Consider the following 21,707-nt stretch of genomic DNA (forward strand, 5'->3'; position numbering starts at 1 on the left):
AATGCGGTACTAATATGAAATAAAGACAGATTTAGCCGGTTTCGCCCGGCAATCAAAGGTTTCTAAGACCCATAAAGTACTCTCTACTTTATGGGTTTTTTATTGCCTGTTGGTTTTGTGACAGGGGGTGGCAAGTAGGGATGAAAAAAGGAAACTAAAATAGAATTTATGGATTATTTCGTTACCTAGAAATTACTTTAAGAAAAAAAAACAAATAACTGATAGATATTAATGTTTTTTGATAGATTTTTTTTTGCTGGGTTATTAAAGTGATATGTAGCTAAGTCATTGTCAAAAAAGGAAAAATATTTGTTATCACCCTTGACTAAGCGATGTTAGAAAACTATAGTTTGTTTGAAAGTGGTAAAAAGTGGCGTAAAGTAGTTTTTTCTAGAGAAGTTTTGTAGTAAAGGGGTAAGTTTTGTTTCGTGGTGTAACAGCAATTAATTTAGATGCGAAAGGGCGTTTTGCAATTCCGACTCGATTTAGAGAGGAATTACAGGATTGCTGTGAGCGTCAATTAGTTGTGACTGTGGCTGTGAACGAAAAATGTGTTGGTGAGTCTGGCTGTTTATGGCTTTATCCACTTCCTGAATGGGAAAAGCTTGAATTAACTGTTAGTAAGTTACCTACGTTAAACAAAATGGCAGGTAAATTACGTCGTTTTCTTATTGGTAACGCCACTGAAACTGAAATGGATGCACAGGGACGATTATTACTTTCTGAAAAACTCAGAAAATTTGCCGGCATGGAAAAAAAACTGATTTTAGTTGGCCAGTTAAATAAATTTGAAATATGGAATGAAGACGCCTGGATTGCTAAAGAGAAAGAATGGCTAGAAGGTGATGATGATGCTGGTCTGGATGAGCTGGAAGGCTTGTCCTTTTGATAATCCTAAAAACCGCAGTTGACCGCTATAAAGAACTATAAGTATCTGAGTATAAAACATAATGAGCGTAAATACATGTCACCTATTGGGTGAATATACCTCGCTTCACGGTTTTGTGAAGAAATCTGAGCACGAAATACTGCGTTACAGCTCTTGTCAAGGGCTACGGCCATTGCCTGCGAGCTGTGCCTTGTCTTTCGCACTCAGATTTTCCACAAAATCCGTGCTCAACTGCAGTTTCTAGGATAATGGAATAAAGTATGCATTTACCCGTATTATTTAATGAGGCATTGGATGGCCTATCAATAAAGCCAGATGGAGTTTATATAGATTGCACCTTTGGGCGGGGTGGGCATAGTAAGGGCATACTTCAGTTATTAGGTGCTGAGGGGCATTTGTTAGCACTGGATAGGGACCTAGATGCAATACAATCTGAATATGCACAGGAAATGCTTAAAGATCCGCGCTTTCAGTTAGAGCATTGTTGTTTTTCTCAGTTGCAAGAGGTAGTGGAAAAGCGTGGCTGGCTGGGTAAAGTAGATGGCGTATTAATGGATTTTGGCGTTTCATCACCGCAGTTAGATAATGCGCAGCGTGGTTTTAGTTTTATGCAGGATGGGCCGCTGGATATGCGTATGGACTGTAGTTCTGGTTTGTCAGCAGCAGAGTGGCTGGCTACTGTGTCTGAAAAGGACCTGGTTAGAGTGCTTTTTGATTATGGAGAGGAGCGGTTTGCGCGACGAATTGCTAATGCAGTAGTGACGCAGAGGCTGGAGAAGCCATTGGAAACGACACAGCAATTTGTTAATTTGCTAATCGAGGCGATACCGTTTAAAGAAAAACATAAGCATCCGGCAACCCGCAGTTTTCAAGCGGTAAGAATAGCTATTAACAGTGAGTTAGAAGAAATAACAAAGGTATTGGATCAGGCTGTCAATGTATTAGCTAGTGGAGGAAGGATGGCCGTTATTTCTTTTCATTCATTAGAAGATAGAATTGTTAAACGTTTTATTAGAGATGAATCAAGAGGTAAGTATACGTCGAGTAAATTACCACTGCAGCCAGAAGAGTTAGCCGCGATAAGATTAAAAAAACTGGGTAAAGCGAATAAAGCAGGCCCGCAAGAGTTAGCAGAGAACCCCAGATCACGCAGTGCTGTTATGCGTGTTGCAGAACGTAAGTAGTATTATGCAAAGAGTGCTTGTTGTGATGTTACTGGTGGTATTAGTTGGCTCTGGATTGGCTGTTATTTTTAGTAAACATAACTCCAGACTGGTATTCATAGAGATACAAAAAACGGAGCAGGAACTTGATCGTTTAGAAATTCGTTGGGAACGACTGACATTAGAAGAGAGAATGTTATCTGAACATAATCGTGTGGAAAAAATAGCCAGAAAGAAAATGAGTTTAGTTGAGTTAGAACGAAAAGCTATTGTTTATATACGGTTTTAATAATGTTGCAGACTGAAAAGAAAATAAGAAATAGCTACACAGATGACTTTTCAGGCAGAAGAAAACTGGTCATTGGCCTGATGCTTTTAGCCATGTTAGGGCTGATAGTTAAAGCCGTGCAATTACAGGTGCTGGATACCCAGTTTTTGCAGAAACAGGCGCGCAGTCGACATGTAGGGACGGTACAGATAGCCGCCTATAGGGGGCAGATAAAGGACCGAAACGGAGAGAGTCTTGCTGTTAGTGCTCCCGTTGGGTCGGTTTGGGTAAACCCTCAGTACTGTAAGATTAATACAGGTAAGAAGGCAAAATTAGCCTGTCTGGATTTAAATAATGAAATCAAGCTTAGGCAGGTTGCAAAATTATTGGGTATCTCATTAGCTAGGGTTAAAAAGGCATTTAACCCATTGTCAAATAAACAGTTTGTTTATTTAAAGCGGCGTATTAAACCTTATCTGGCTGCAAAGGTTAAAGCATTAGGTCTGCCAGGGGTAGCCATTGTAAGGGAGTTTAAGCGTTTTTATCCGGCTGGGGAAGTAACGGCTCATTTATTGGGTTTTACTAATGTCGATGATCAGGGGCAGGAAGGCCTGGAGTTGATGTATAACTCAACTCTGGAAGGGGTTGCAGGTAGTAAACGGGTCATTCGTGATGGTGCGCGGCGAGTTATTGAAGAACATGATGTAGAGAGTGTTAAAGAGCCAGAAGCCGGACAGGATTTAACGCTAAGTATTGATGAGCGATTGCAGTATCTGGCTTATAGAGAATTAAAAGCGGGAGTGATTAAGCATAAGGCGGAAGCCGGAGCATTAGTGATTTTAGAGGTAGAAACAGGTAATGTATTAGCGATTGTTAATCAGCCATCTTTCAATCCAAATTCGCGTAGGAATATGAAGGTTTCGCATTATCGAAATAGAGCGATAACCGATGTTTTTGAACCGGGTTCTACCATGAAGCCATTGGTAGTTGCTGCAGCATTAGAGGGTGGTTTTGTTAAAGAAAATCAGTTGTTTACTACCAAAAATTTAAGAATAAGAGGGAAATGGGTTAAAGATGGTCATGATTATGGCACTTTGAACCTGACAGGAGTATTAAAAAAATCGAGTAATGTTGCTGCCAGTAAAATTGCATTATCTATGCCGCCTGAATATTTTTGGCGGTTTTATCATTCATTAGGTTTTGGAATGTCGCCTGGAGTTGGCTTTCCCGGTGAGGCTAGTGGTAGTTTACCCGAGTATTTTGGCTGGAGTGCATTTGAGCAGGCAACCTTATCTTTCGGTTATCGAATCTCAATGTCTGTATTACAGCTAGCTAGATCTTATACGGTACTGGCAGATGATGGGTTGCTGCATTCAGTCAGTTTGTTAAAGCGAGATCGGGATGAATATGCAGAAAGGGTATTATCCCCTGAAACTGCAATAAAAGTGAGAACCATGATCGAGCAGGTAGTGAAAAAAGGTGGTACTGGATATAAGGCTAGAGTTGAAGGTTATCGAGTTGCCGGTAAAACGGGAACTGTAAAAAAGGTAAAAGCTGGGGCTTATAGTGATGATTACTTATCGGTGTTTGTTGGAATGGCGCCGGCAAGTGATCCGAAACTGATTATTGCAGTAATGGTTGATTCGCCACATGCAGGACAGTATTACGGTGGTTTAGTCGCTGCGCCGATCTTTTCCAGAGTCATGGGCGGGGCGTTAAGAGTTTTAGGTATTGCGCCTGATGAAGAGCAGAGTATGTCAGTATTATTAACTAAATAATGATATGAAATTATCGGACTTATTAACAGATTTAGTGTCTATTAAACACGATGCAGAAGTGACTCATATCGCACTGGATAGTCGCGAAATTAGTGACGGTGGTGTTTTTTTTGCAGTCGCAGGTGCTAGACAACATGGTTTGTTATATGCCGCTCAGGTTCAGCAGCAAGGTGCTGTTGCAATTATTTATGACCCAGCAAAACAAGGTGCCGAGCTAGCTAAAAACCTATCAGGCATACTATTGATTGCTGTTGAAAATTTAACAGAGAAGCTGGGCCTGGTTGCCGCTCGTTTTTATGAGCAACCAGCACAATATATAGATGTTATTGGTATTACAGGAACTAATGGCAAAACATCCTGTAGTCAGTTTTTAGCACAGGCCATGAAATCCTGTGGGGTAATTGGAACGCTGGGCTGGGGAAAATATACAGATTTACACAGTACTAGTAATACCACGCCAGATGCATTTACCATGCACAAGATACTGGCTCAATTTGTTAGACAGAACTTAACTCATGTTGCCATGGAAGTATCATCGCATGGATTGGAGCAGGGGCGAGTTAATGCAATCAAATTTAACGGAGTTATTTTTAATAATCTAAGTCGTGATCATCTTGATTATCACGGCAGTATGGAAGCCTATTTTCAGGCTAAATTACGCTTAGTGCAATGGCCAGGATTAAGGTTTGTAGTAGTCAATCTGGATGATGCTTATGCAGAACGTGTCATTGCAAATATTTCAGATGAGGTCAGGGTATTGACCTATAGCCTGCAAGACAAAATGTACGCCCAGGAATCAAGTATCAAAGCCAGCAATATTAAATATACCCTGGCGGGTATTGAGTGTGATGTGCATTGGCAGAAAGAGCAAGCCCGACTAAAAGCAGGATTGTTAGGTGATTTTAATTTACAGAATATTTTGGCCGTATTAGCAGTGCTATTAGAAAAGGGCTGTCCATTAAATAAGTGTCTGACCTCGATACAGTCGATTAAACCAGTGATAGGACGCATGGAGTGTTTCACAGGTGCCGCTGGAAAACCTTTGGTAGTAGTCGATTATGCACATACACCGGATGCACTGGGAAAGGTATTAAGTACATTAAGACAGCATTGTCAGCTGAAATTAAGCGTTGTTTTTGGCTGTGGTGGTGATCGGGACAAAGGTAAGCGCAAAGAGATGGGAGCAATTGCTGAGCGCTTAGCCGATCAGGTGATAGTGACAGACGATAACCCTCGTTTTGAAGATGGAAGCGCTATTATTAATGATGTCATCACAGGTCTTAAAATGCAGAAAGTAAGGGTTATTAATGATAGAAAATCTGCAATTAAGCAAGGCATCGTAACTAGTTCTGAACTAGATATAGTGTTGATTGCTGGCAAAGGGCACGAAGATTATCAGGAGATCAAAGGTGTAAAACAGCCTTTTAGTGATCGGGAAATAGTGCAGGAGTTATTAGCCGCATGATAGACATGACACTGGATGAAATAAATGAAATCTTGCAGGGCAACAAGGTCGGTACGCAGGCAATGATTACTGGTGTTAGCATTGATACCCGGACTTTATCCGCAGGTGATTTATATATTGCAATTAGTGGCGAGCAGTTTGATGGACATGATTTTATTACTCAGGCGGAACAGAATGGTGCGGTTGCATTAGTGGTAACAAAACAAGTAACCACGGATTTACCGCAGATTATTGTTCAGAATACTCACCTTGCTTTAGCGGAACTGGCGGGTGCAGTGAGAAATAAGTTGCAGTTAAAAGTCTGTGCGATTACCGGTAGCAATGGTAAAACGACGGTGAAAGAGATGATTGCCGCTATCCTGGCAGTGAACTATCAGGTGCTGTTCACTCTGGGTAATTTGAATAATGACATTGGTGTGCCATTGACATTGTTACGCCTGAATAAGCAACACCAGTTTGCAGTGATAGAGATGGGGGCTAATCATAGCGGTGAAATAGCCAATACCAGTCACTATGCAAAACCAGATGTTGCGATTATTACCAATGTGGGAGCTGCACATATTGAAGGCTTCGGTAGTGTTGAAGGGGTGGCACAGGCTAAAGCTGAAATTATTGCTTCATTAGCTGACGACGGTGTCGCTGTATTGAATGCTGACGATGATTTCTTTACTGCCTGGTGTGCAATTGCAGAGCCACGGAAAGTTCTATCATTCGGTTTAGCAAGTAAAGCTGATGTACGTGCTGAAAAAATTATTACAGAAATGCGAGGAAAGCAATTTAAGACTTGTTTTGAACTCGTTGCTGGGAGTGAAAGTATCCCAGTTAGTCTGGCGCTGGCAGGTGAGCATAATGTAAAAAATGCGCTGGCGGCGAGTGCGGCTTGTATTGCATTAGGAGTAAAACTGGCTCAAATTCAAGCGGGTCTAGAGCAGGTTAAAGCGGTAAAGGGGCGTCTGCAATTATTTGAGTCTGAATCAGGAATAAAGGTGATTAATGATACTTATAACGCTAATCCAGCTTCACTAACCGTAGCATTAGACGTTTTACAGCAATGTCAGGGTGAGCATTGGCTTGCTTTGGGAGCTTTTGGTGAACTGGGTGATGACAGCGGGAAGATGCACAGAGAGATGGGTGAGCTAATTAAAAAATCTGGTGTGCAGCGATTGTTTGCTACCGGAAAAATGGCAGAAAATACAGTGCAGGCATTTGGCGAAGGCGCAGTATATTATGCTGCGAAAGACGATTTGATTGATGTGCTAACAAACGAAATAACGACTGAGCAAATATTGTTAGTAAAAGGTTCTAGAGTCCAGAAAATGGAAGTTGTGGTTAATGCTTTATTAAGCGTAACGGGGAAATAAGCATGTTGCTGTATTTATTTGAATATTTATCACAATTTCAATCTGGGTTTAATGTTGTTCAGTATTTAACCTTACGCGCTATTTTAAGTGCATTAACAGCCTTATTGATTTTATTTTTAGTTGGGCCAAGTATGATTCGGCGCCTAAGTAATAAAAATATCGGTCAGAGTGTGCGGGAGGATGGTCCTGAGAGTCATTACGAAAAAGCAGGAACTCCAACGATGGGCGGGACTTTGATTCTAGTTGGTATAGCGACTAGTACATTGCTTTGGGGGGATTTAGAGAATAGCTATATCTGGGTCGCACTATTAGTCACGATGACTTACGGTATTGTTGGTTTTGTTGATGATTATAAAAAAGTAAAATTAGGTAATAGTGATGGCTTATCGGCACGAGTTAAATATTTTTGGCAATCGGTAATTGCATTGACAGCAGCAATCTATTTATTTAAAACGGCACAGATTCCAGCAGAAACGCAGTTTATTGTGCCATTTTTTAAAGAAGTTGTTATTGATATGGGTTGGGCGTATGTCGTTCTGACCTATTTTGTCATTGTGGGCACCAGTAATGCCGTGAATTTAACGGATGGTCTGGATGGCCTGGCTATTCTGCCAACGGTTATGGTTGCAGGTGCGCTAGCAATTTTTGCCTATCTGACAGGGCATGTGATGTTCGCAGATTATCTGGCTATTCCTTATGTTCCTAAAGCAGGTGAGCTAATTGTTTTTTGTGCTGCCTTAGTGGGGGCGGGCTTAGGATTTTTATGGTTTAACGCATATCCAGCTATGGTCTATATGGGGGATGTAGGTGCCTTAGCATTAGGCGCAGCATTAGGTGTAGTTGCCGTTTTAGTCAGGCAGGAAATTGTTTTGCTGATTATGGGAGGTGTATTTGTTATGGAAACAGTTTCTGTAATTATGCAGGTAGCATCATTCAAGTTAACCGGTAAGCGAATTTTTAGGATGGCACCGATTCATCACCATTTTGAACTTAAAGGATGGCCAGAACCACGAGTGATTGTCAGGTTCTGGATTATTACTTTTATTCTTGTGTTAGTCGGTTTGGCAACATTGAAGTTGAGATAGCAGATGAATAACGATGACATATTAATAGCACTCAATAAGCAATTTTCCTTAAATAAGGAAAGTTCAAAAGTGGTTGTGGTTGGCCTGGGTTTGACTGGCTTATCTGTTGCATATTTTTTGCATAGTCTAGGGCTGCAATTTGCCATCGTAGATAGTAGAAAAAAACCACCCTTTAATGATGAGTTATTAGCCAAAGTGCCAGATGTTGCAGTGTTTACCGATGGCTTTGATCAGGCAGTGTTTGATGTGGCAAGCCATATTATTGTTAGTCCAGGTGTTTCCATGGATGAACCTATGATTCAGCAAGCTATTGCAAACGGTGTGCGGCCTTTAAGTGATATTGATTTATTTGCCTGTTCAGTCAGTGAGCAGGTGGTTGCTATTACTGGTTCAAATGGTAAAAGTACCGTCACTACATTGCTAGGTGATATGGCAATAGCAGCGGGTAAACGAGTGGCTGTGGGCGGTAATTTAGGAACTCCTGCCTTGAATTTGCTGAACAAAGATGCCGAGTTGTATGTGCTGGAATTATCCAGTTTTCAATTGGAGCGGACCAGTCAATTAAATGCAGTGGCTGCAACAGTGCTTAATATTTCGGAAGATCACCTGGATCGCTATGCAAATTTAGATGCTTATATAGCTCAAAAAAATAAAGTATATGCTGGCAATGGGGTCATGTTGGTAAATTTGGATTGTCCTTATGCTACAAAGGTGCAGCAAACAAATAGAAATGTATTAACCTTCGGTTTTAAGGAAAAGGCTGATTATAGTGTTGTAGAAACAGCAGAAGGAAAAAGTCTGGCATTCCATGAACGAGCGATTTTTCCAGTTAATGAGCTACTCATTAATGGTGTTCATAATCAGGCAAATGCCATGGCTGCTTTAGCATTAGGAAGCACAATTGGCTTACCCGAACAGGTGATGTGTGATGTGTTACGCATATATAAAGGGTTAGAGCATCGAGTTCAATTTGTGGCCAATATTAATGGGGTTAGCTGGATAAATGATTCCAAGGCGACTAATGTTGGCGCCTGTGTCGCTGCACTAAAAGGCTATAAAGATTCGACTGTGGTATTGATTGCCGGCGGAGATGCAAAAGCAGCAGATATGAGTGATTTGGTTCCTCTGTTAAAAGAAAAAGTTAAAACACTGCTGTTAATTGGTAAAGATAGTCAGCGTATAGAGCAGGCAGTCAATGGATGTATTCCTGTGTTTGATGTGGGAACTTTGAAAAAAGCAGTGCAAAAGGCAAGCAAAATTGCTCAGCCTGGGGATACGGTATTGTTATCACCTGCCTGTGCAAGTCTGGATCAGTTTGCTAATTATAAGGATAGGGGAGAGCAGTTTGTAACAGAAGTAAAGGGTCTGAAGCAATGAATCTCAGTGTGGAATTGACCCGGCTGGCAGGTGTCGATATCTATTTTGATAAGGCTCTGGTCTTTGCCAGCGTCGCTCTTATCGTTATTGGATATCTCATGGTGTCTTCTGCATCTTTGCATTTAGGTGTAAAACTGACTGGAAATTTATTTCACTATCCGGTAAGGCAATTAATACATATTGGTCTGGGAGTTGGCATAGGTTTTGGGGTTTGCCTAGTTCCTATGGCTATCTGGGAAAAAACAGGGCCTGTTTTGTTTGTCGTGGGTCTGATATTTCTAGTACTTGTTTTGATTCCTGGTTTAGGCATAAAAGTTAATGGCAGTATGCGCTGGTTATCAATCGCTGGTGTGCGGATACAGGTTTCTGAACTGGTCAAATTAATTGTAGTTATCTATATGGCAAGCTTTGTTACACGACATCATGATTTTGTTAAAGAGTCAGCGTATGGCTTGGTACGCCCCTTATTATTACTGTCTGGTGCTTGTGCTTTATTGCTGTTAGAGCCTGATATGGGCTCAGCTGTTGTAATTTTGACTATTGCCATGGGTGTCATGTTTCTTAGTGGCGCACGGCTACAGCAGTTTATTATTCTGATTATTGCGGTAGTAGGATTCGGTATTTTGGCGGTGGTTTTTTCAGACTATCGATCGGCACGAGTGACTGGTTTTTTACACCCCTGGGAAGATCCCTTTGGTAAAAGTTTTCAATTAGTTCAGGCCTTAATTTCTTTTGGTAGGGGTGAATGGACCGGTGTGGGTCTGGGTAGTGGCGTACAAAAGCTTTTTTACCTGCCAGAGGCGCATACTGATTTTTTATTTTCAGTTATTGCTGAAGAGCTAGGTTTATTAGGCGTATTAAGTGTGATTGCCTTATTTGCTATTATCGTCTGGCGTGCTTTTGCTATTGGTTTAATGGCTGAACAGTTAGGTGAAAAATTCTCAGCTTATATTGCTTACGGATTAGGTATTTGGTTCGCTTTTCAATCCTTTGTCAATATGGGGGTTAATATGGGGGCATTACCGACTAAAGGTTTGACCTTACCATTTATGAGCTATGGTGGCGGCTGTATGATTGTCATGTGCTCTGCTATGGCGATGTTGTACCGGGTTAATAGTGAAATGATGGTATTGCAGCGAGCATAATCTGAAGCGAAAACGGGGTCAGATTATGACTAAACGCATAGTGATTATGGCGGGTGGCACAGGAGGGCATGTCTTTCCAGCGCTGGCAGTGGCGCATTTTTTAATCGAACAAAACTGGCAAGTCAGCTGGATAGGTACGCGAAAGGGCATGGAAAGCCGGGTGATACCCGAAAATGAAATAGCAATAGACTGGTTAAGTGTCAATGGTCTACGTGGCAAAGGACCTTTAGCGCTGTTTAAAATGCCATGGATGTTGATGCAAGCTTGTCTGGAAGCTAGACAAATATTGCGTCAAAGAAAACCTGATGTGGTTTTAGGAATGGGTGGATTTGTTGCGGGCCCAGGTGGTTTGATGGCGAAGATGATGGGTATTCCGTTGGTAATTCATGAACAGAACCGGATACCAGGGACAACCAACCGTTTGTTAGCTAAAGTTGCAAATAAAGTATTGCAGGCTTTTCCAGAAAGTTTTCCTGCTAGCAAGCACGCTATCTATACTGGTAATCCATTACGCAAACAGTTTACAGAGCTAGCTAATAAACCAAAGCAGGTGCGTTCAGATGGCTTACATATTTTAGTGTTAGGAGGTAGTTTAGGTGCGCAGCGATTAAATGAGGTGGTTCCTGAGGCACTCGCTATGAATGATAACGTTGAAGTATGGCATCAGACAGGTCAGGCAATGTTGCAACAGGTGACTCAAGCTTATACAGATAAAGCTGTATCAGCAAAAGTAGAGCCTTTTATAGATGATGTGGTTAAAGCCTATGCATGGGCAGATTTAGTCATCTGTCGAGCTGGGGCAATGACTATCAGTGAAGTTGCTGCAATGGGGGTACCCAGTATTCTGGTTCCTTATCCGTATGCGATTGATGACCATCAGACAGCTAATGCTCAGTATCTAGTATCTGCAGGCGCAGGAATTATGATCGCTCAGCCGAAGTTAAGCGTTGAATTTTTAGCAGAACAGATTAAACAACAGGTAGAGCAGCTTGATGCTATGTCAGTAGCAGCAAGTCTAAGTGCAAAATTAGATGCAACTGAAAGAGTTGCTGAGCAGTGTATGTTGGAGGCAGCGGCATGAAAGATTCAATTAACCAGATTATTCGTAACCGATTAACAAAAATGCAGAAAATCCATTTTGTGGGTGTCGGTGGTACGGGCATGAGTGGAATTGCTGAGGTAATGTCTAATCTGGGTTGTCAGGTCTCGGGTTCGGATATAAAAGAGAGTGCAGTGACAGAGCGCTTAACAAAGGCTGGAGTTACTGTGCATATTGGTCATGCACAGAGTAATGTCGCCAACGTGGATGTACTGGTCACTTCAACAGCGGTTGATAAAAGTAATGTAGAAGTGCAGTACGCTTATCAGCACCGTATTCCTGTTATTCCACGTGCAGAAATGCTCGCAGAATTGATGCGCTTTCGTTTTGGTATTGCGGTGGCGGGTACCCATGGCAAGACGACAACCACCAGTCTAGTCGCAAGTATTCTGGCAGAAGGTGGGTTAGATCCTACTTTTGTTATCGGCGGACGATTAAATAGTGCTGGGACAAACGCACAGTTAGGGCAGGGGCAATATCTAGTAGCAGAAGCTGATGAAAGTGATGCCTCATTTTTACATCTCCAGCCAATCATAGCAGTGGTTACTAATATAGATCAGGACCATATGGAAACCTATGAAGGTAGCTTTAGCCGCTTAAAAAATACATTTATTGAATTTTTATATCATGTGCCTTTTTATGGCTTGGCTGTTTTGTGTATTGATGATGCTGGGGTACGTGAAATTTTACCGCAATTATCAAAACCCATAAGAACTTATGGAACAGATGTAGAAGCAGATGTTCGCGCGATAAATATTAAGCAGCAAGGCATGTGTACTCGATTTACAGTAACACGCTGGGATGGACATCAGGATATTGATGTCGCTCTGAATATGCCGGGCCTGCACAATATGCAGAATGCTCTGGCAGCGATTACTATTGCTACAGAATTGAATGTACCAGACCAGGCAATTATTAAAAGTCTGGCAGAATTTAAGGGGGTTGGCCGCCGTTTTCAGGTTAATGGCGAGATTGCTTTAAGCCAAGGCACATTAACATTAGTGGATGATTACGGGCATCACCCCAGAGAAGTTGCAGCAACAATGGAAGCATTAAAACAGGCATGGCCTGATAAGCGTTCAGTGGTGGTTTTTCAGCCGCACCGTTATTCCAGAACTCGTGATTTATTTGAAGATTTTGTTAACGTATTATCGACCGTCGATGTACTGATTTTATTAGAGATTTATCCGGCGGGCGAAGAGCCAATTCAGGGTGCAGACGGTCGGGCTTTAAGCAGTGCGATACGAGCACGGGCTCAGGTCAACCCGGTTTTTGTTGAAAATAGTGAGGATTTGGCTGAAATTTTGGTCGGTATTATAAAACCCAATGATGTTTTACTTACCATGGGCGCGGGTAATGTGGGGCATATTGCAACAGAATTGCCGCAGCAAATAATTGATTTAGTAAAAAAATGAAAGCTCCCAGCGAAAGTTTACGCGGCCTTACATTAAGCAATGAAAGCTTAGCTAAATATACCAGTTGGCGCGTGGGTGGCAATGCAGAGCGCATGTATATTCCTGCTGATAGGCAAGATTTGCAGCAGTTTATTTCCGGTCTAGCTGTTGATGAACCCGTGTTTTGGTTAGGGTTGGGAAGCAACTTATTAATCAGGGATGGGGGGATACGCGGTACGGTTATTAATGTTCGAGGTAAGGTTAAGCAAATGAAGTTACTCGATGATACCCGGGTTTATGTCGAGTGTGGTGTGCCAAGTGCACATGTAGCGCGCTTTTGCTCAGAACATGGTTTATCTGGTGTTGAATTTTTAGCTGGAATACCAGGAACTATGGGAGGGGCGCTAAAAATGAATGCCGGCGCTTTTGGAGGGGAGACCTGGAACAGGGTGGAAAGTGTGGAAATGATGCCAGTTGGAGGCAAAGTCACACAAAAAAATGCGGATAAATTTGAGGTGGGCTACCGTACAGTAAAGGGTGTAGGAAATGACTGTTTTTTAGCGGTTATCTTAAAATTATCCAGCAATACCAACCAGGCGGGGCAAGCAAAAATAAAAAAACTTCTGGCTCAGCGAGCAGCAACACAGCCCACTAATCAACCTAGCTGTGGGTCGGTGTTTAGAAACCCAGCCAATGATTTTGCCGCCCGACTGATTGAGGCGACAGGTTTAAAAGGGTATTCCATTGGGGGGGCCGAAGTTTCGCAAAAGCATGCAAATTTTATTGTTAATACTGGAAATGCAACGGCTGCAGATATAGAACAGCTAATTGAATATGTACAAAGTGAAGTTGCCAGCAAGCAGGGTGTCGAGTTACATACTGAAGTCTGTGTTATAGGAGATAAACAGACATGAAACCGACAGCTATAAAACAGGCAAAAGACTTTGGTCGTGTCGCGGTGTTAATGGGCGGTACAGCAGCCGAGCGTGAGATTTCACTGAATAGTGGCAATGCCGTCTTGCAGGCTTTATCAGCCAGTAAGGTCGATGTTACTGCGGTTGATGTTAAGAGTACTGTGCTGGAAGCTTTAAAGGATTCATCTTTTGATCGTGTTGTTAATATCATCCATGGACGAGGTGGGGAGGATGGCGTATTGCAAGCCGTGTTAGATACTCTTGAGTTGCCATATACCGGTAGCGGAGTATTGGCTTCAGCGTTAAGCATGGATAAATTGCGTACTAAATTGTGTTGGCAAGGAGAAGGGCTAGAAACTCCAAAATGGGTTTTATTGCAAAGCGAGTTTGATATACAGCGGTGTATCGATGAGTTAGGCTTTCCAGTAATTGTAAAACCTGCTTTGGAAGGTTCGAGTTTAGGGATGAGTCGGGCAGAAAGCAAGGAAGAATTGATTAAGGCGTGGCAAGATGCAGCGCAATATCAATGCGATGTTTATGCTGAAGCCTGGGTTAATGGACAAGAATATACAGTAGGAATATTAAACGGGGAGACATTGCCTGTTATCAGGCTTGAAACCCCTAATGCATTTTATGATTTTGATGCAAAGTATCGGGCTAATACGACACAATATCATTGTCCGGCTGGATTGACGGTTGAGGTCGAAGCCGAGTTAGCAGAACTGGCACTTCAAGCTTGTAGAGTATTAGGTGTAACAGGTTGGGGACGAGTCGATGTGTTTATTGATGAGCAAGGAGTGGCGCAGTTAATTGAAGTTAATACTGTTCCTGGGATGACGGATCATAGTTTGGTGCCTATGGCCGCCAGGCAGGCTGGATTAAGTTTTGAGGAACTCGTCTGGCGTATTCTGGAAACAAGTTTTAAAAAATGATGAATACACGCCTGCAAATTAAGTTAGCGGTGGTATTGCTTATTATGCTTGGCATTGTGTTTAGCTGGCCTCTTTTACAAGAGGCAGTGGCTAAATATATTCCGATACGTTATGTACAGGTTGAAGGTGCTTTTCAATATATAGATAAACAGGATATAAAAATGAAAATAAGTCCGCTGGTTCAGGCGGGTTATTTTTCAGTAGATTTGCAGGCGATGCAGCAGTCAGTAATGGACTTGCCATGGGCAGAAAGAGTACAGGTGCAACGCATCTGGCCTGATCGGCTTAAGCTGAGAATATATGAGCAGAAACCAGTTATACGCTGGCAGGCGCATAGCTTATTGAATGAACGCGGCGAGGTCTTTAGACCTTTAAATATTGACAGGTTTCAGTCATTGCCCTTGTTATATGCACCTAACGTGCAACGGCAGCAGCTACTAGAAGTGATGCATGGTTTAAGTATTAGTTTAATGGGTCAGGGTTTATATCTGGCTGAGTTTAGAGTCAATGAAAGACAGTCCTGGTTATTGAGTATGGAAAATGGATTGAGTATACAGTTAGGCAGGTTACAACCATTAGAAAAATTTAGTCAGTTAATGAAGGCATTTATCGTATCAGGAGGTGAGTTGGTGAATAAAATGGCTTATGTAGATATGCGATATCCAAATGGCTATGCAGTACGCTGGCGAGAAAATGAACAAATTAGTTGGTAATTATTACCCGGAATGAGGCTATAGCAGAGTAGCTTATCCTTACAAAGTTTTAAAGGCAAAAGTAATGGCAAAACAAATAGAGCGTAATGTAATTGTAGGTTTGGATATTGGTACATCCAAAGTTGCTGCTATCGTTGGTGAAGTTAATGAAAATGGCGATGTTGAAGTGATTGGTATTGGTTCTACGCCATCGCGAGGATTAAAAAAGGGAGTTGTCATTAACCTGGAATCAACGGTTAATTCAATTCAGCGAGCCGTTGAGGAAGCTGAATTAATGGCAGGCTGTGAAATTACCTCCGTATATGCAGGAATAGCGGGTAGTCATATTAAGAGTTTAAATTCACATGGGATTGTTGCGATTAGAGATAAGGAGGTGTCTCAATATGATATTGATCGTGTTATAGATTCAGCACGCGCAGTAGCCATTCCAGCGGACCAGAAAATTATCCATATTTTGCCGCAAGAATTCATTATAGATTTACAGGCAGGTATAAAAGAGCCTATCGGTATGTCCGGGATACGTCTGGAAGCAAAAGTGCATATGGTCACTGGCAGCGTAAGTGCCGCTCAAAATATTATCAAATGTATACGCCGCTGCGATTTAGAGGTTGATGATATTGTTTTAGAGCAACTGGCTTCATGTTCTTCGGTTTTAACAGAGGATGAAAAAGAGCTGGGGGTGTGCTTAATTGATATTGGCGGTGGTACTACAGATATTGCTGTTTTCTCCCAGGGCGCGATAAAACATACAGCAGTGATTCCTATCGCTGGAGACCAGGTAACGAATGATATTGCAGTTGCTTTGCGTACGCCAACGAAAAATGCTGAAGAAATAAAAAGGGAGCATGCCTGTGCACTAACGCAGTTAGCAGATGCTAATGAAATGATTGATGTGGCAAGTATCGGTGATAGGCCCTCACGTAAGATTTCCAAACAAAATCTGGCAGAAATTATTGAGCCTCGTTATGAAGAGCTCATGCTGTTAGTTCAGGCGGAGTTACGACGTAGTGGTTATGAAGGCATGATTACAGCAGGGATTATTATTACGGGAGGGAGTTCGAAAGTGATAGGTCTAATTGATTTGGCAGAAGAAATTTTTCATATGCCAGTGCGATTAGGTGTACCTCAACATGTGATGGGTTTAACGGATGTTGTACAAAACCCCATGCATTCGACAGGCGTTGGGTTGTTATTGTACGGAAGGGATCATTTAGCAAGTGGTGATCATTTGGAGGAATCAGGAGAAGGGCTTTTCGCAAGAATGAAGGCCTGGTTTCAAAATTTTTAAATAATGTTTTTAGGATAATATGAGGCGGGGAATATGAAATATGAATTAATGGATTTAGGCTTAGAAAATGCAGTCATCAAAGTGATTGGTGTTGGTGGCGGTGGCGGTAATGCCGTTGATCACATGGTAAATAGCAATATTGACGGGGTAGGATTTGTTTGTGCGAATACCGATGCACAAGCGTTACGCCGGCTGGAAGTAGGTACAGTGATTCAGCTAGGAGCCGAGTTAACAAGAGGTTTAGGAGCAGGGACTAACCCTGAAGTGGGCAGAGAAGCTGCTGAAGAAAATACTGATTTAATTCGAGATGTACTCGAAGGTGCAAATATGCTGTTTTTAACAGCTGGAATGGGCGGAGGTACAGGTACAGGTGCTATTCCGGTTATTGCTGAAATAGCAAAAGAATTGAATATTCTGACGGTTGCAGTAGTTACTAAACCATTTGATTTTGAAGGTAAAAAGAAGGGTCTGGTTGCTGAGGCAGGGATTGCAGAATTAGAGAAACATGTAGATTCATTGATTATCATCCCTAACCAGAAGTTATTACCAGTACTGGGTGCTAATGTATCAATGAAAAAAGCATTTGGCGCAGCGAATGATGTTTTACTTGATGCAGTACAAGGGATTACAGAATTAATTACCAGCCCTGGAATGATCAATGTAGATTTTGCCGACGTTAAAACAGTAATGTCGAGTATGGGCGCTGCAATTATGGGTACGGGTGTTGCCAATGGCGAAAACAGAGCGCGAGTAGCGGCTGAAAAAGCGATAGCTTGTCCACTGTTAGAAGATATAAACCTGCAGGGTGCGCGTGGTATTCTGGTGAATATTTCAGCTGCAGATATGGGTATTGCCGAGTTTGATGAAGTAGGTAATATTGTTCATGCCTTTGCCTCTGATGAAGCAATTATTAAAATTGGTACGGCAATTGATGAGAGTCTGGGCGAGGATATCAAAGTAACTGTGGTTGCAACGGGTATGGGAGGGTCACAAAAAACAATGAGCCCACCTATAAAAATAGCTCCTCCAATTGTTGCACCTGGACCAGATTATACTGATTTTGAATCATCGCCGCTAACGCGCAATAATCAGGAGAGTAAAGAAACTCGATTTGGCGTACAACCTAAAAATAATACAGCAGATATGGATTATTTAAATATTCCAGCTTTTCTAAGACGTCAGGCTGATTAGATAAAAAATAAGCGCATTGCCTTGCCTCAGGTATATGCGCTCAATTTATGCTTAGTCCAGGATAGAATAAGGATAAGATATAACCCGCATCAAATGTACGCAATGCGGGGTATGGCTGTCGTTTCTTCCGATCTTCGTACGGGGCTACAGTTTAAACATATTAACGTTGATTCTGCAAAGCTGCAATACGCTCTTCCAAAGGTGGATGGCTCATAAATAATTTTTTAACACCACCACCATTAATAGCAAACGCAGCAAATTGACCTGGCAACTCTTCAGGCTCATGAGCACGTTGTAATGCACGTAATGCACCTATCATTTTTTCTCTACCTGCTAATTTTGCACCACCGGCATCCGCTTTGAATTCACGATAACGTGAAAACCACATAACCAGAATAGAGGCCAAAAAGGAGAGGGCGATTTGCGCAATTATTTGCACGATATAATAGCCCATGCCATGCCCCTGTTCAGTTTTGAAGATAACTCTGTCTACAACATGTCCTATGATGCTGGCGAAAAAGTATACAAATGTATTCACTACGCCTTGCATTAATGCCATAGTGACCATATCGCCATTAGCAACATGAGATATCTCATGACCAACCACGGCTTCCACTTCATCAGGGGACATGGATTGTAATAATCCAGTACTAACCGCTACCAAAGAACTATTTCTTGTCATTCCGGTAGCAAAAGCATTAGCATCTGCAGTCTGGAATATACCTACTTCAGGCATATCTATTCCGGCTCTTTGTGATTGGCGCTTAACAATATCCATCAGCCATTTTTCTGTTTGATTTTGTGGCTGTTCAATAACATGCACACCCATGCCGCGTTTTGCTGACCATTTTGACATGGCTAAAGAAATAAAAGAACCGGACATGCCGATGACACCGGACATTATTAATAAAGCATTTAAATTTAAATCAACACCGTTAGCATCTAATGTACCGCTTAAACCTAAAAGGCTAAAAACGATGCTAATTACCACCATAATGGCAATGTTAGTCGCTAAAAAAAGAAAAATTCGCATCATGATAGGTATACTCCCAAAGAAATCAAAATATGTTTACACTATAGTGGTGGTGTTAATATGAAATTGCAATCATAAAAAGTTAAACCAATGAAAAAAGAATTTAAAGTAATTCAGCAAGAATCGATGTATCAGGGGTTTTTTAGTTTAAATCGCTATCAGGTTCAGCACACATTATTTGCCGGTGGATGGAGTGAAGTGTTAACACGGGAACTGTTTCAACGCGGTAATTGTGTTGCAGTCTTATTATATGATCCTGATGTCGATAAACTGGTTATTATTGAGCAATTTCGTATGGGCCCTATGACTCAGCCCGAAGTAACGGAACGTGCCTGGTTACTGGAAATTGTTGCCGGTGCGATAGAAGAGGGGGAAACTGCTGAGGAAGTGGCGTATCGAGAGTCGGAAGAAGAGGCGGGCTGTATCGTTAAAGAAATGCACTTAATTAATGAATTTTATACCTCGCCAGGTGGTGCATCAGAGCGGATTTCTCTTTTTTATGGGCGTATTAAAGCAGATGAGGTCGGCGGTATTCATGGTCTAGATGAGGAACATGAAGATATTTTGGTTTCTACCGTCAGCTTTGATGAAGCCTATGCCATGATAGAAGATGGCCGAATTGAATCAGCGATACCGATTATTGCCATTCAATGGCTGGCATTGAATAAACACAAATTACCTAATTAAAGCTGTTAAAATATCAAGTTAATCTGCAAGCAGTGAATGAAGTCGCTGCAATAATATTTACCCTACAGGAGTTACAGATTTGTCACACGTTCAGGATATAACGAGCCCCATGTCGTCAATGGAGCGACGCGCCACTTTATCGTTATCCAGCATTTATGTATTGCGTATGCTGGGCTTGTTTATGATTTTACCGGTTTTATCTTTATTTGCTGAAACACTAGAAGGTGCAACGCCTTTATTAATTGGTCTAGCGATTAGTGTGTATGGCTTAACCCAGGCTATATTACAAATTCCTTTTGGTCTTATGTCAGATCATTTTGGGCGGAAGAAAATCATTATTCTCGGCTTAATCTTGTTTATAGCAGGGAGTGTTGTGGCGGCACTTTCAACAACAATTTATGGTGTTCTAGTTGGTCGTGCTCTACAAGGTAGTGGTGCAATTGCCGCAGCAATTATGGCAATGGTTGCTGATTTAACACAGGAAGTTCATCGTACAAAAGCTATGGCAATGATTGGTGCCAGTATTGGCATATCATTTGGTGTTGCCATGACTTTAGGACCTATTATTGCAGGTTTTTCAGGTATTCAGGGGATCTTCTGGTTAACAGCTGTCTTATCATTCTTAGCCATTTTTGTGGTTTTATTCGTGGTACCCAACCCAGAGCACACCAAAGTACATCGAGATGCCGAGCTTGATCCGGCACAATTTACCACGGTACTAAAAAACAAAGATTTATTACGCTTAGACTATGGTATTTTTATTCTGCATTTAGTGTTAACCGCAAGTTTTATTATTGTGCCTTTATTATTGCGTGATGCAGGCTTAATTGCTAAAGATCACTGGATGGTATATTTACCCGTATTAATTACCTCGATGGCGGTTATTATTCCGTTTGTTATTATTGCCGAGAAAAAGCGCAAGATGAAAGCGGTCTTTATTGCTGCCGTTACTACGGTGCTTATTGCCTATATAGGGCTGTACTTTTTTAATTCCAGCCTAGTCGCGCTAATTGCCGGTTTATGGGTGTTTTTTTGTGGATTTAATTTATTAGAAGCAACGCTTCCTTCGTTAGTTTCAAAAACTGCCCCGGGTAATTTAAAAGGCACAGCCATGGGGGCATATTCCAGTTCTCAGTTTATGGGCGCTTTTATCGGTGGAACAGCAGGTGGCTGGGTGTATGGTGAGTGGGGGGCGAGTTATGTGTTTTTGTTTTGCGCCTGTGCTGCCGCTAGCTGGTTGATTGTGGCATTATTTATGAATCCCCCTCAATACCTGGCTAATTTATTAATTTCTACTGAGGATATCGCGGAAGATAATCTGGATGCATTTATAGCAGAAATTGTCGCACTTGATGGTGTAGCGAGTGCAACATTACAGCAAAGTGAGCAAGTTATTTATTTTAAAGTGGATAATGCTCAACTGGATAAAGAACAATTTCAATACTCACTGAGCCAGTGGAGTCAGGTCTAAGACTATCATGTTAAATGCTAAAAAAATCAATAGCCTTGATTTAAGTCGGTTAAATTTTAGCGTAGATAAAAAGCGTTACCTGTTTCTGGCAAAAAAAGACAAAATAGATTTTATCTATAATACCGCCGCACTTGAAGGTAATGCGATGACCTTTCCGGAAGTTGCAACGCTTCTGGATGGTATTACCGTGGGTGGTCATAAATTAAGCGATGAGCAGCAAATATTAAATCAGAATAGAAGTGTTAACTTACTTTTTTCCATGCTTGAGAAAAATAAGTTTGAGTTAAATAAGCAAGTGCTATGTGTTTTGCATGCCGAAGTAGCAAGAGAAGAGGCATTGCAGTGGGGAGAATTTCGTGATGGCAACCTTAATATAGGTGGAACTGATTATTTACCGCCTGCACCTGACAGATTAAATGCCATATTTGCAGAGGCTATCAGGGAAATAAACCAG

The 21,707-nt window shown here is 41.7% G+C and carries 20 protein-coding genes; 19 read left to right on the plus strand and 1 reads right to left on the minus strand.

The genetic code is table 11. The annotated features are described in order from the left end of the window. Positions 1-421 precede the first annotated feature (421 nt). The 16 genes from mraZ to ftsZ all read left to right on the plus strand — a co-directional run bounded on the left by mraZ (position 422) and on the right by ftsZ (position 18,062). Positions 422-889, plus strand: coding sequence for a division/cell wall cluster transcriptional repressor MraZ (gene mraZ / locus CDZ78_RS11415; protein WP_087870128.1), 468 nt, complete (start codon positions 422-424; stop codon positions 887-889). 260 nt (positions 890-1,149) lie between these two features. Continuing rightward, complete coding sequence (rsmH, locus tag CDZ78_RS11420; protein WP_087870129.1) at positions 1,150-2,073, plus strand: 16S rRNA (cytosine(1402)-N(4))-methyltransferase RsmH; 924 nt, start codon at positions 1,150-1,152, stop codon at positions 2,071-2,073. Between the two features lie 4 nt (positions 2,074-2,077). Next, positions 2,078-2,341: a cell division protein FtsL gene (gene ftsL / locus CDZ78_RS11425; RefSeq protein ID WP_087870130.1), complete on the plus strand. Its 264-nt coding sequence runs from the start codon at positions 2,078-2,080 to the stop codon at positions 2,339-2,341. Between the two features lie 2 nt (positions 2,342-2,343). Further along, the gene (locus CDZ78_RS11430; protein ID WP_087870131.1) at positions 2,344-4,098 is read left to right on the plus strand and encodes a peptidoglycan D,D-transpeptidase FtsI family protein; all 1,755 of its coding nucleotides are present in this window, start codon (positions 2,344-2,346) and stop codon (positions 4,096-4,098) included. Positions 4,099-4,102: 4 nt separating this feature from the next. Continuing rightward, complete coding sequence (locus CDZ78_RS11435; protein WP_087870132.1) at positions 4,103-5,563, plus strand: UDP-N-acetylmuramoyl-L-alanyl-D-glutamate--2,6-diaminopimelate ligase; 1,461 nt, start codon at positions 4,103-4,105, stop codon at positions 5,561-5,563. Beyond that, the gene (locus CDZ78_RS11440) at positions 5,560-6,924 is read left to right on the plus strand and encodes a UDP-N-acetylmuramoyl-tripeptide--D-alanyl-D-alanine ligase (RefSeq protein ID WP_230990659.1); all 1,365 of its coding nucleotides are present in this window, start codon (positions 5,560-5,562) and stop codon (positions 6,922-6,924) included. Before CDZ78_RS11435 ends, CDZ78_RS11440 begins: the two co-directional genes overlap by 4 nt. 2 nt (positions 6,925-6,926) lie before the next feature. Continuing rightward, positions 6,927-8,009: a phospho-N-acetylmuramoyl-pentapeptide-transferase gene (mraY, locus tag CDZ78_RS11445; RefSeq protein WP_087870133.1), complete on the plus strand. Its 1,083-nt coding sequence runs from the start codon at positions 6,927-6,929 to the stop codon at positions 8,007-8,009. 3 nt (positions 8,010-8,012) lie between these two features. Next, positions 8,013-9,386, plus strand: a complete 1,374-nt coding sequence (murD, locus tag CDZ78_RS11450; RefSeq protein ID WP_087870134.1) for a UDP-N-acetylmuramoyl-L-alanine--D-glutamate ligase — start codon at positions 8,013-8,015, stop codon at positions 9,384-9,386. Beyond that, complete coding sequence (ftsW, locus tag CDZ78_RS11455; protein ID WP_087870135.1) at positions 9,383-10,531, plus strand: putative lipid II flippase FtsW; 1,149 nt, start codon at positions 9,383-9,385, stop codon at positions 10,529-10,531. The genes murD and ftsW overlap by 4 nt, the downstream gene beginning before the upstream one ends. A gap of 25 nt (positions 10,532-10,556) precedes the next feature. Beyond that, positions 10,557-11,612 carry an undecaprenyldiphospho-muramoylpentapeptide beta-N-acetylglucosaminyltransferase gene (murG, locus tag CDZ78_RS11460; RefSeq protein ID WP_087870136.1) on the plus strand — a complete coding sequence of 352 codons (1,056 nt, stop codon included), beginning with the start codon at positions 10,557-10,559 and terminating at the stop codon, positions 11,610-11,612. Beyond that, complete coding sequence (gene murC / locus CDZ78_RS11465; protein WP_087870137.1) at positions 11,609-13,045, plus strand: UDP-N-acetylmuramate--L-alanine ligase; 1,437 nt, start codon at positions 11,609-11,611, stop codon at positions 13,043-13,045. Before murG ends, murC begins: the two co-directional genes overlap by 4 nt. Further along, entirely contained in the window at positions 13,042-13,938 is an 897-nt protein-coding gene (murB, locus tag CDZ78_RS11470) for a UDP-N-acetylmuramate dehydrogenase (RefSeq protein WP_087870138.1), read from the plus strand. The genes murC and murB overlap by 4 nt, the downstream gene beginning before the upstream one ends. Next, on the plus strand, positions 13,935-14,870 hold the full coding sequence (locus CDZ78_RS11475) for a D-alanine--D-alanine ligase (protein ID WP_087870139.1): 936 nt from the start codon (positions 13,935-13,937) through the stop codon (positions 14,868-14,870). The genes murB and CDZ78_RS11475 overlap by 4 nt, the downstream gene beginning before the upstream one ends. Next, positions 14,867-15,583: a cell division protein FtsQ/DivIB gene (locus CDZ78_RS11480; RefSeq protein ID WP_087870140.1), complete on the plus strand. Its 717-nt coding sequence runs from the start codon at positions 14,867-14,869 to the stop codon at positions 15,581-15,583. The genes CDZ78_RS11475 and CDZ78_RS11480 overlap by 4 nt, the downstream gene beginning before the upstream one ends. Positions 15,584-15,647: 64 nt before the next feature. Next, on the plus strand, positions 15,648-16,871 hold the full coding sequence (gene ftsA, locus CDZ78_RS11485; RefSeq protein ID WP_087870141.1) for a cell division protein FtsA: 1,224 nt from the start codon (positions 15,648-15,650) through the stop codon (positions 16,869-16,871). Between the two features lie 33 nt (positions 16,872-16,904). After that, positions 16,905-18,062: a cell division protein FtsZ gene (gene ftsZ, locus CDZ78_RS11490; RefSeq protein ID WP_087870142.1), complete on the plus strand. Its 1,158-nt coding sequence runs from the start codon at positions 16,905-16,907 to the stop codon at positions 18,060-18,062. A gap of 160 nt (positions 18,063-18,222) precedes the next feature. Here ftsZ and htpX read toward each other — a convergent pair whose 3' ends face one another. Beyond that, positions 18,223-19,098, minus strand: a complete 876-nt coding sequence (gene htpX, locus CDZ78_RS11495; protein ID WP_087870143.1) for a protease HtpX — start codon at positions 19,096-19,098, stop codon at positions 18,223-18,225. Between the two features lie 87 nt (positions 19,099-19,185). Here htpX and CDZ78_RS11500 point away from each other — a divergent pair, with 87 nt between their 5' ends. From CDZ78_RS11500 to CDZ78_RS11510, 3 genes are all read left to right on the plus strand, one after another. After that, positions 19,186-19,782 carry an NUDIX domain-containing protein gene (locus CDZ78_RS11500; RefSeq protein ID WP_087870144.1) on the plus strand — a complete coding sequence of 199 codons (597 nt, stop codon included), beginning with the start codon at positions 19,186-19,188 and terminating at the stop codon, positions 19,780-19,782. A gap of 79 nt (positions 19,783-19,861) precedes the next feature. Further along, positions 19,862-21,253, plus strand: a complete 1,392-nt coding sequence (locus CDZ78_RS11505; RefSeq protein WP_444979206.1) for an MFS transporter — start codon at positions 19,862-19,864, stop codon at positions 21,251-21,253. A gap of 7 nt (positions 21,254-21,260) precedes the next feature. Then, positions 21,261-21,707, plus strand: a 447-nt coding sequence (locus CDZ78_RS11510) for a Fic family protein (RefSeq protein WP_507766570.1), incomplete at its 3' end; no start/stop codon positions are given.

The organism is Bathymodiolus platifrons methanotrophic gill symbiont, from assembly GCF_002189065.1.
Classification (GTDB): Bacteria; Pseudomonadota; Gammaproteobacteria; order Methylococcales; family Methylomonadaceae; genus Methyloprofundus.

Coding starts and splice junctions, on each gene's coding strand:
- rsmH (WP_087870129.1), top strand. CDS start 1,150: ATGCATTTACCCGTATTATTTAATGAGGCATTGGATGGCCTATCAATA.
- CDZ78_RS11480 (WP_087870140.1), top strand. CDS start 14,867: ATGATGAATACACGCCTGCAAATTAAGTTAGCGGTGGTATTGCTTATT.
- murC (WP_087870137.1), top strand. CDS start 11,609: ATGAAAGATTCAATTAACCAGATTATTCGTAACCGATTAACAAAAATG.
- murD (WP_087870134.1), top strand. CDS start 8,013: ATGAATAACGATGACATATTAATAGCACTCAATAAGCAATTTTCCTTA.
- CDZ78_RS11440 (WP_230990659.1), top strand. CDS start 5,560: ATGATAGACATGACACTGGATGAAATAAATGAAATCTTGCAGGGCAAC.
- CDZ78_RS11475 (WP_087870139.1), top strand. CDS start 13,935: ATGAAACCGACAGCTATAAAACAGGCAAAAGACTTTGGTCGTGTCGCG.
- murB (WP_087870138.1), top strand. CDS start 13,042: ATGAAAGCTCCCAGCGAAAGTTTACGCGGCCTTACATTAAGCAATGAA.
- CDZ78_RS11430 (WP_087870131.1), top strand. CDS start 2,344: ATGTTGCAGACTGAAAAGAAAATAAGAAATAGCTACACAGATGACTTT.
- murG (WP_087870136.1), top strand. CDS start 10,557: ATGACTAAACGCATAGTGATTATGGCGGGTGGCACAGGAGGGCATGTC.
- CDZ78_RS11500 (WP_087870144.1), top strand. CDS start 19,186: ATGAAAAAAGAATTTAAAGTAATTCAGCAAGAATCGATGTATCAGGGG.
- ftsA (WP_087870141.1), top strand. CDS start 15,648: ATGGCAAAACAAATAGAGCGTAATGTAATTGTAGGTTTGGATATTGGT.
- ftsW (WP_087870135.1), top strand. CDS start 9,383: ATGAATCTCAGTGTGGAATTGACCCGGCTGGCAGGTGTCGATATCTAT.
- htpX (WP_087870143.1), bottom strand. CDS start 19,098: ATGATGCGAATTTTTCTTTTTTTAGCGACTAACATTGCCATTATGGTG.
- CDZ78_RS11435 (WP_087870132.1), top strand. CDS start 4,103: ATGAAATTATCGGACTTATTAACAGATTTAGTGTCTATTAAACACGAT.
- ftsZ (WP_087870142.1), top strand. CDS start 16,905: ATGAAATATGAATTAATGGATTTAGGCTTAGAAAATGCAGTCATCAAA.
- ftsL (WP_087870130.1), top strand. CDS start 2,078: ATGCAAAGAGTGCTTGTTGTGATGTTACTGGTGGTATTAGTTGGCTCT.
- mraY (WP_087870133.1), top strand. CDS start 6,927: ATGTTGCTGTATTTATTTGAATATTTATCACAATTTCAATCTGGGTTT.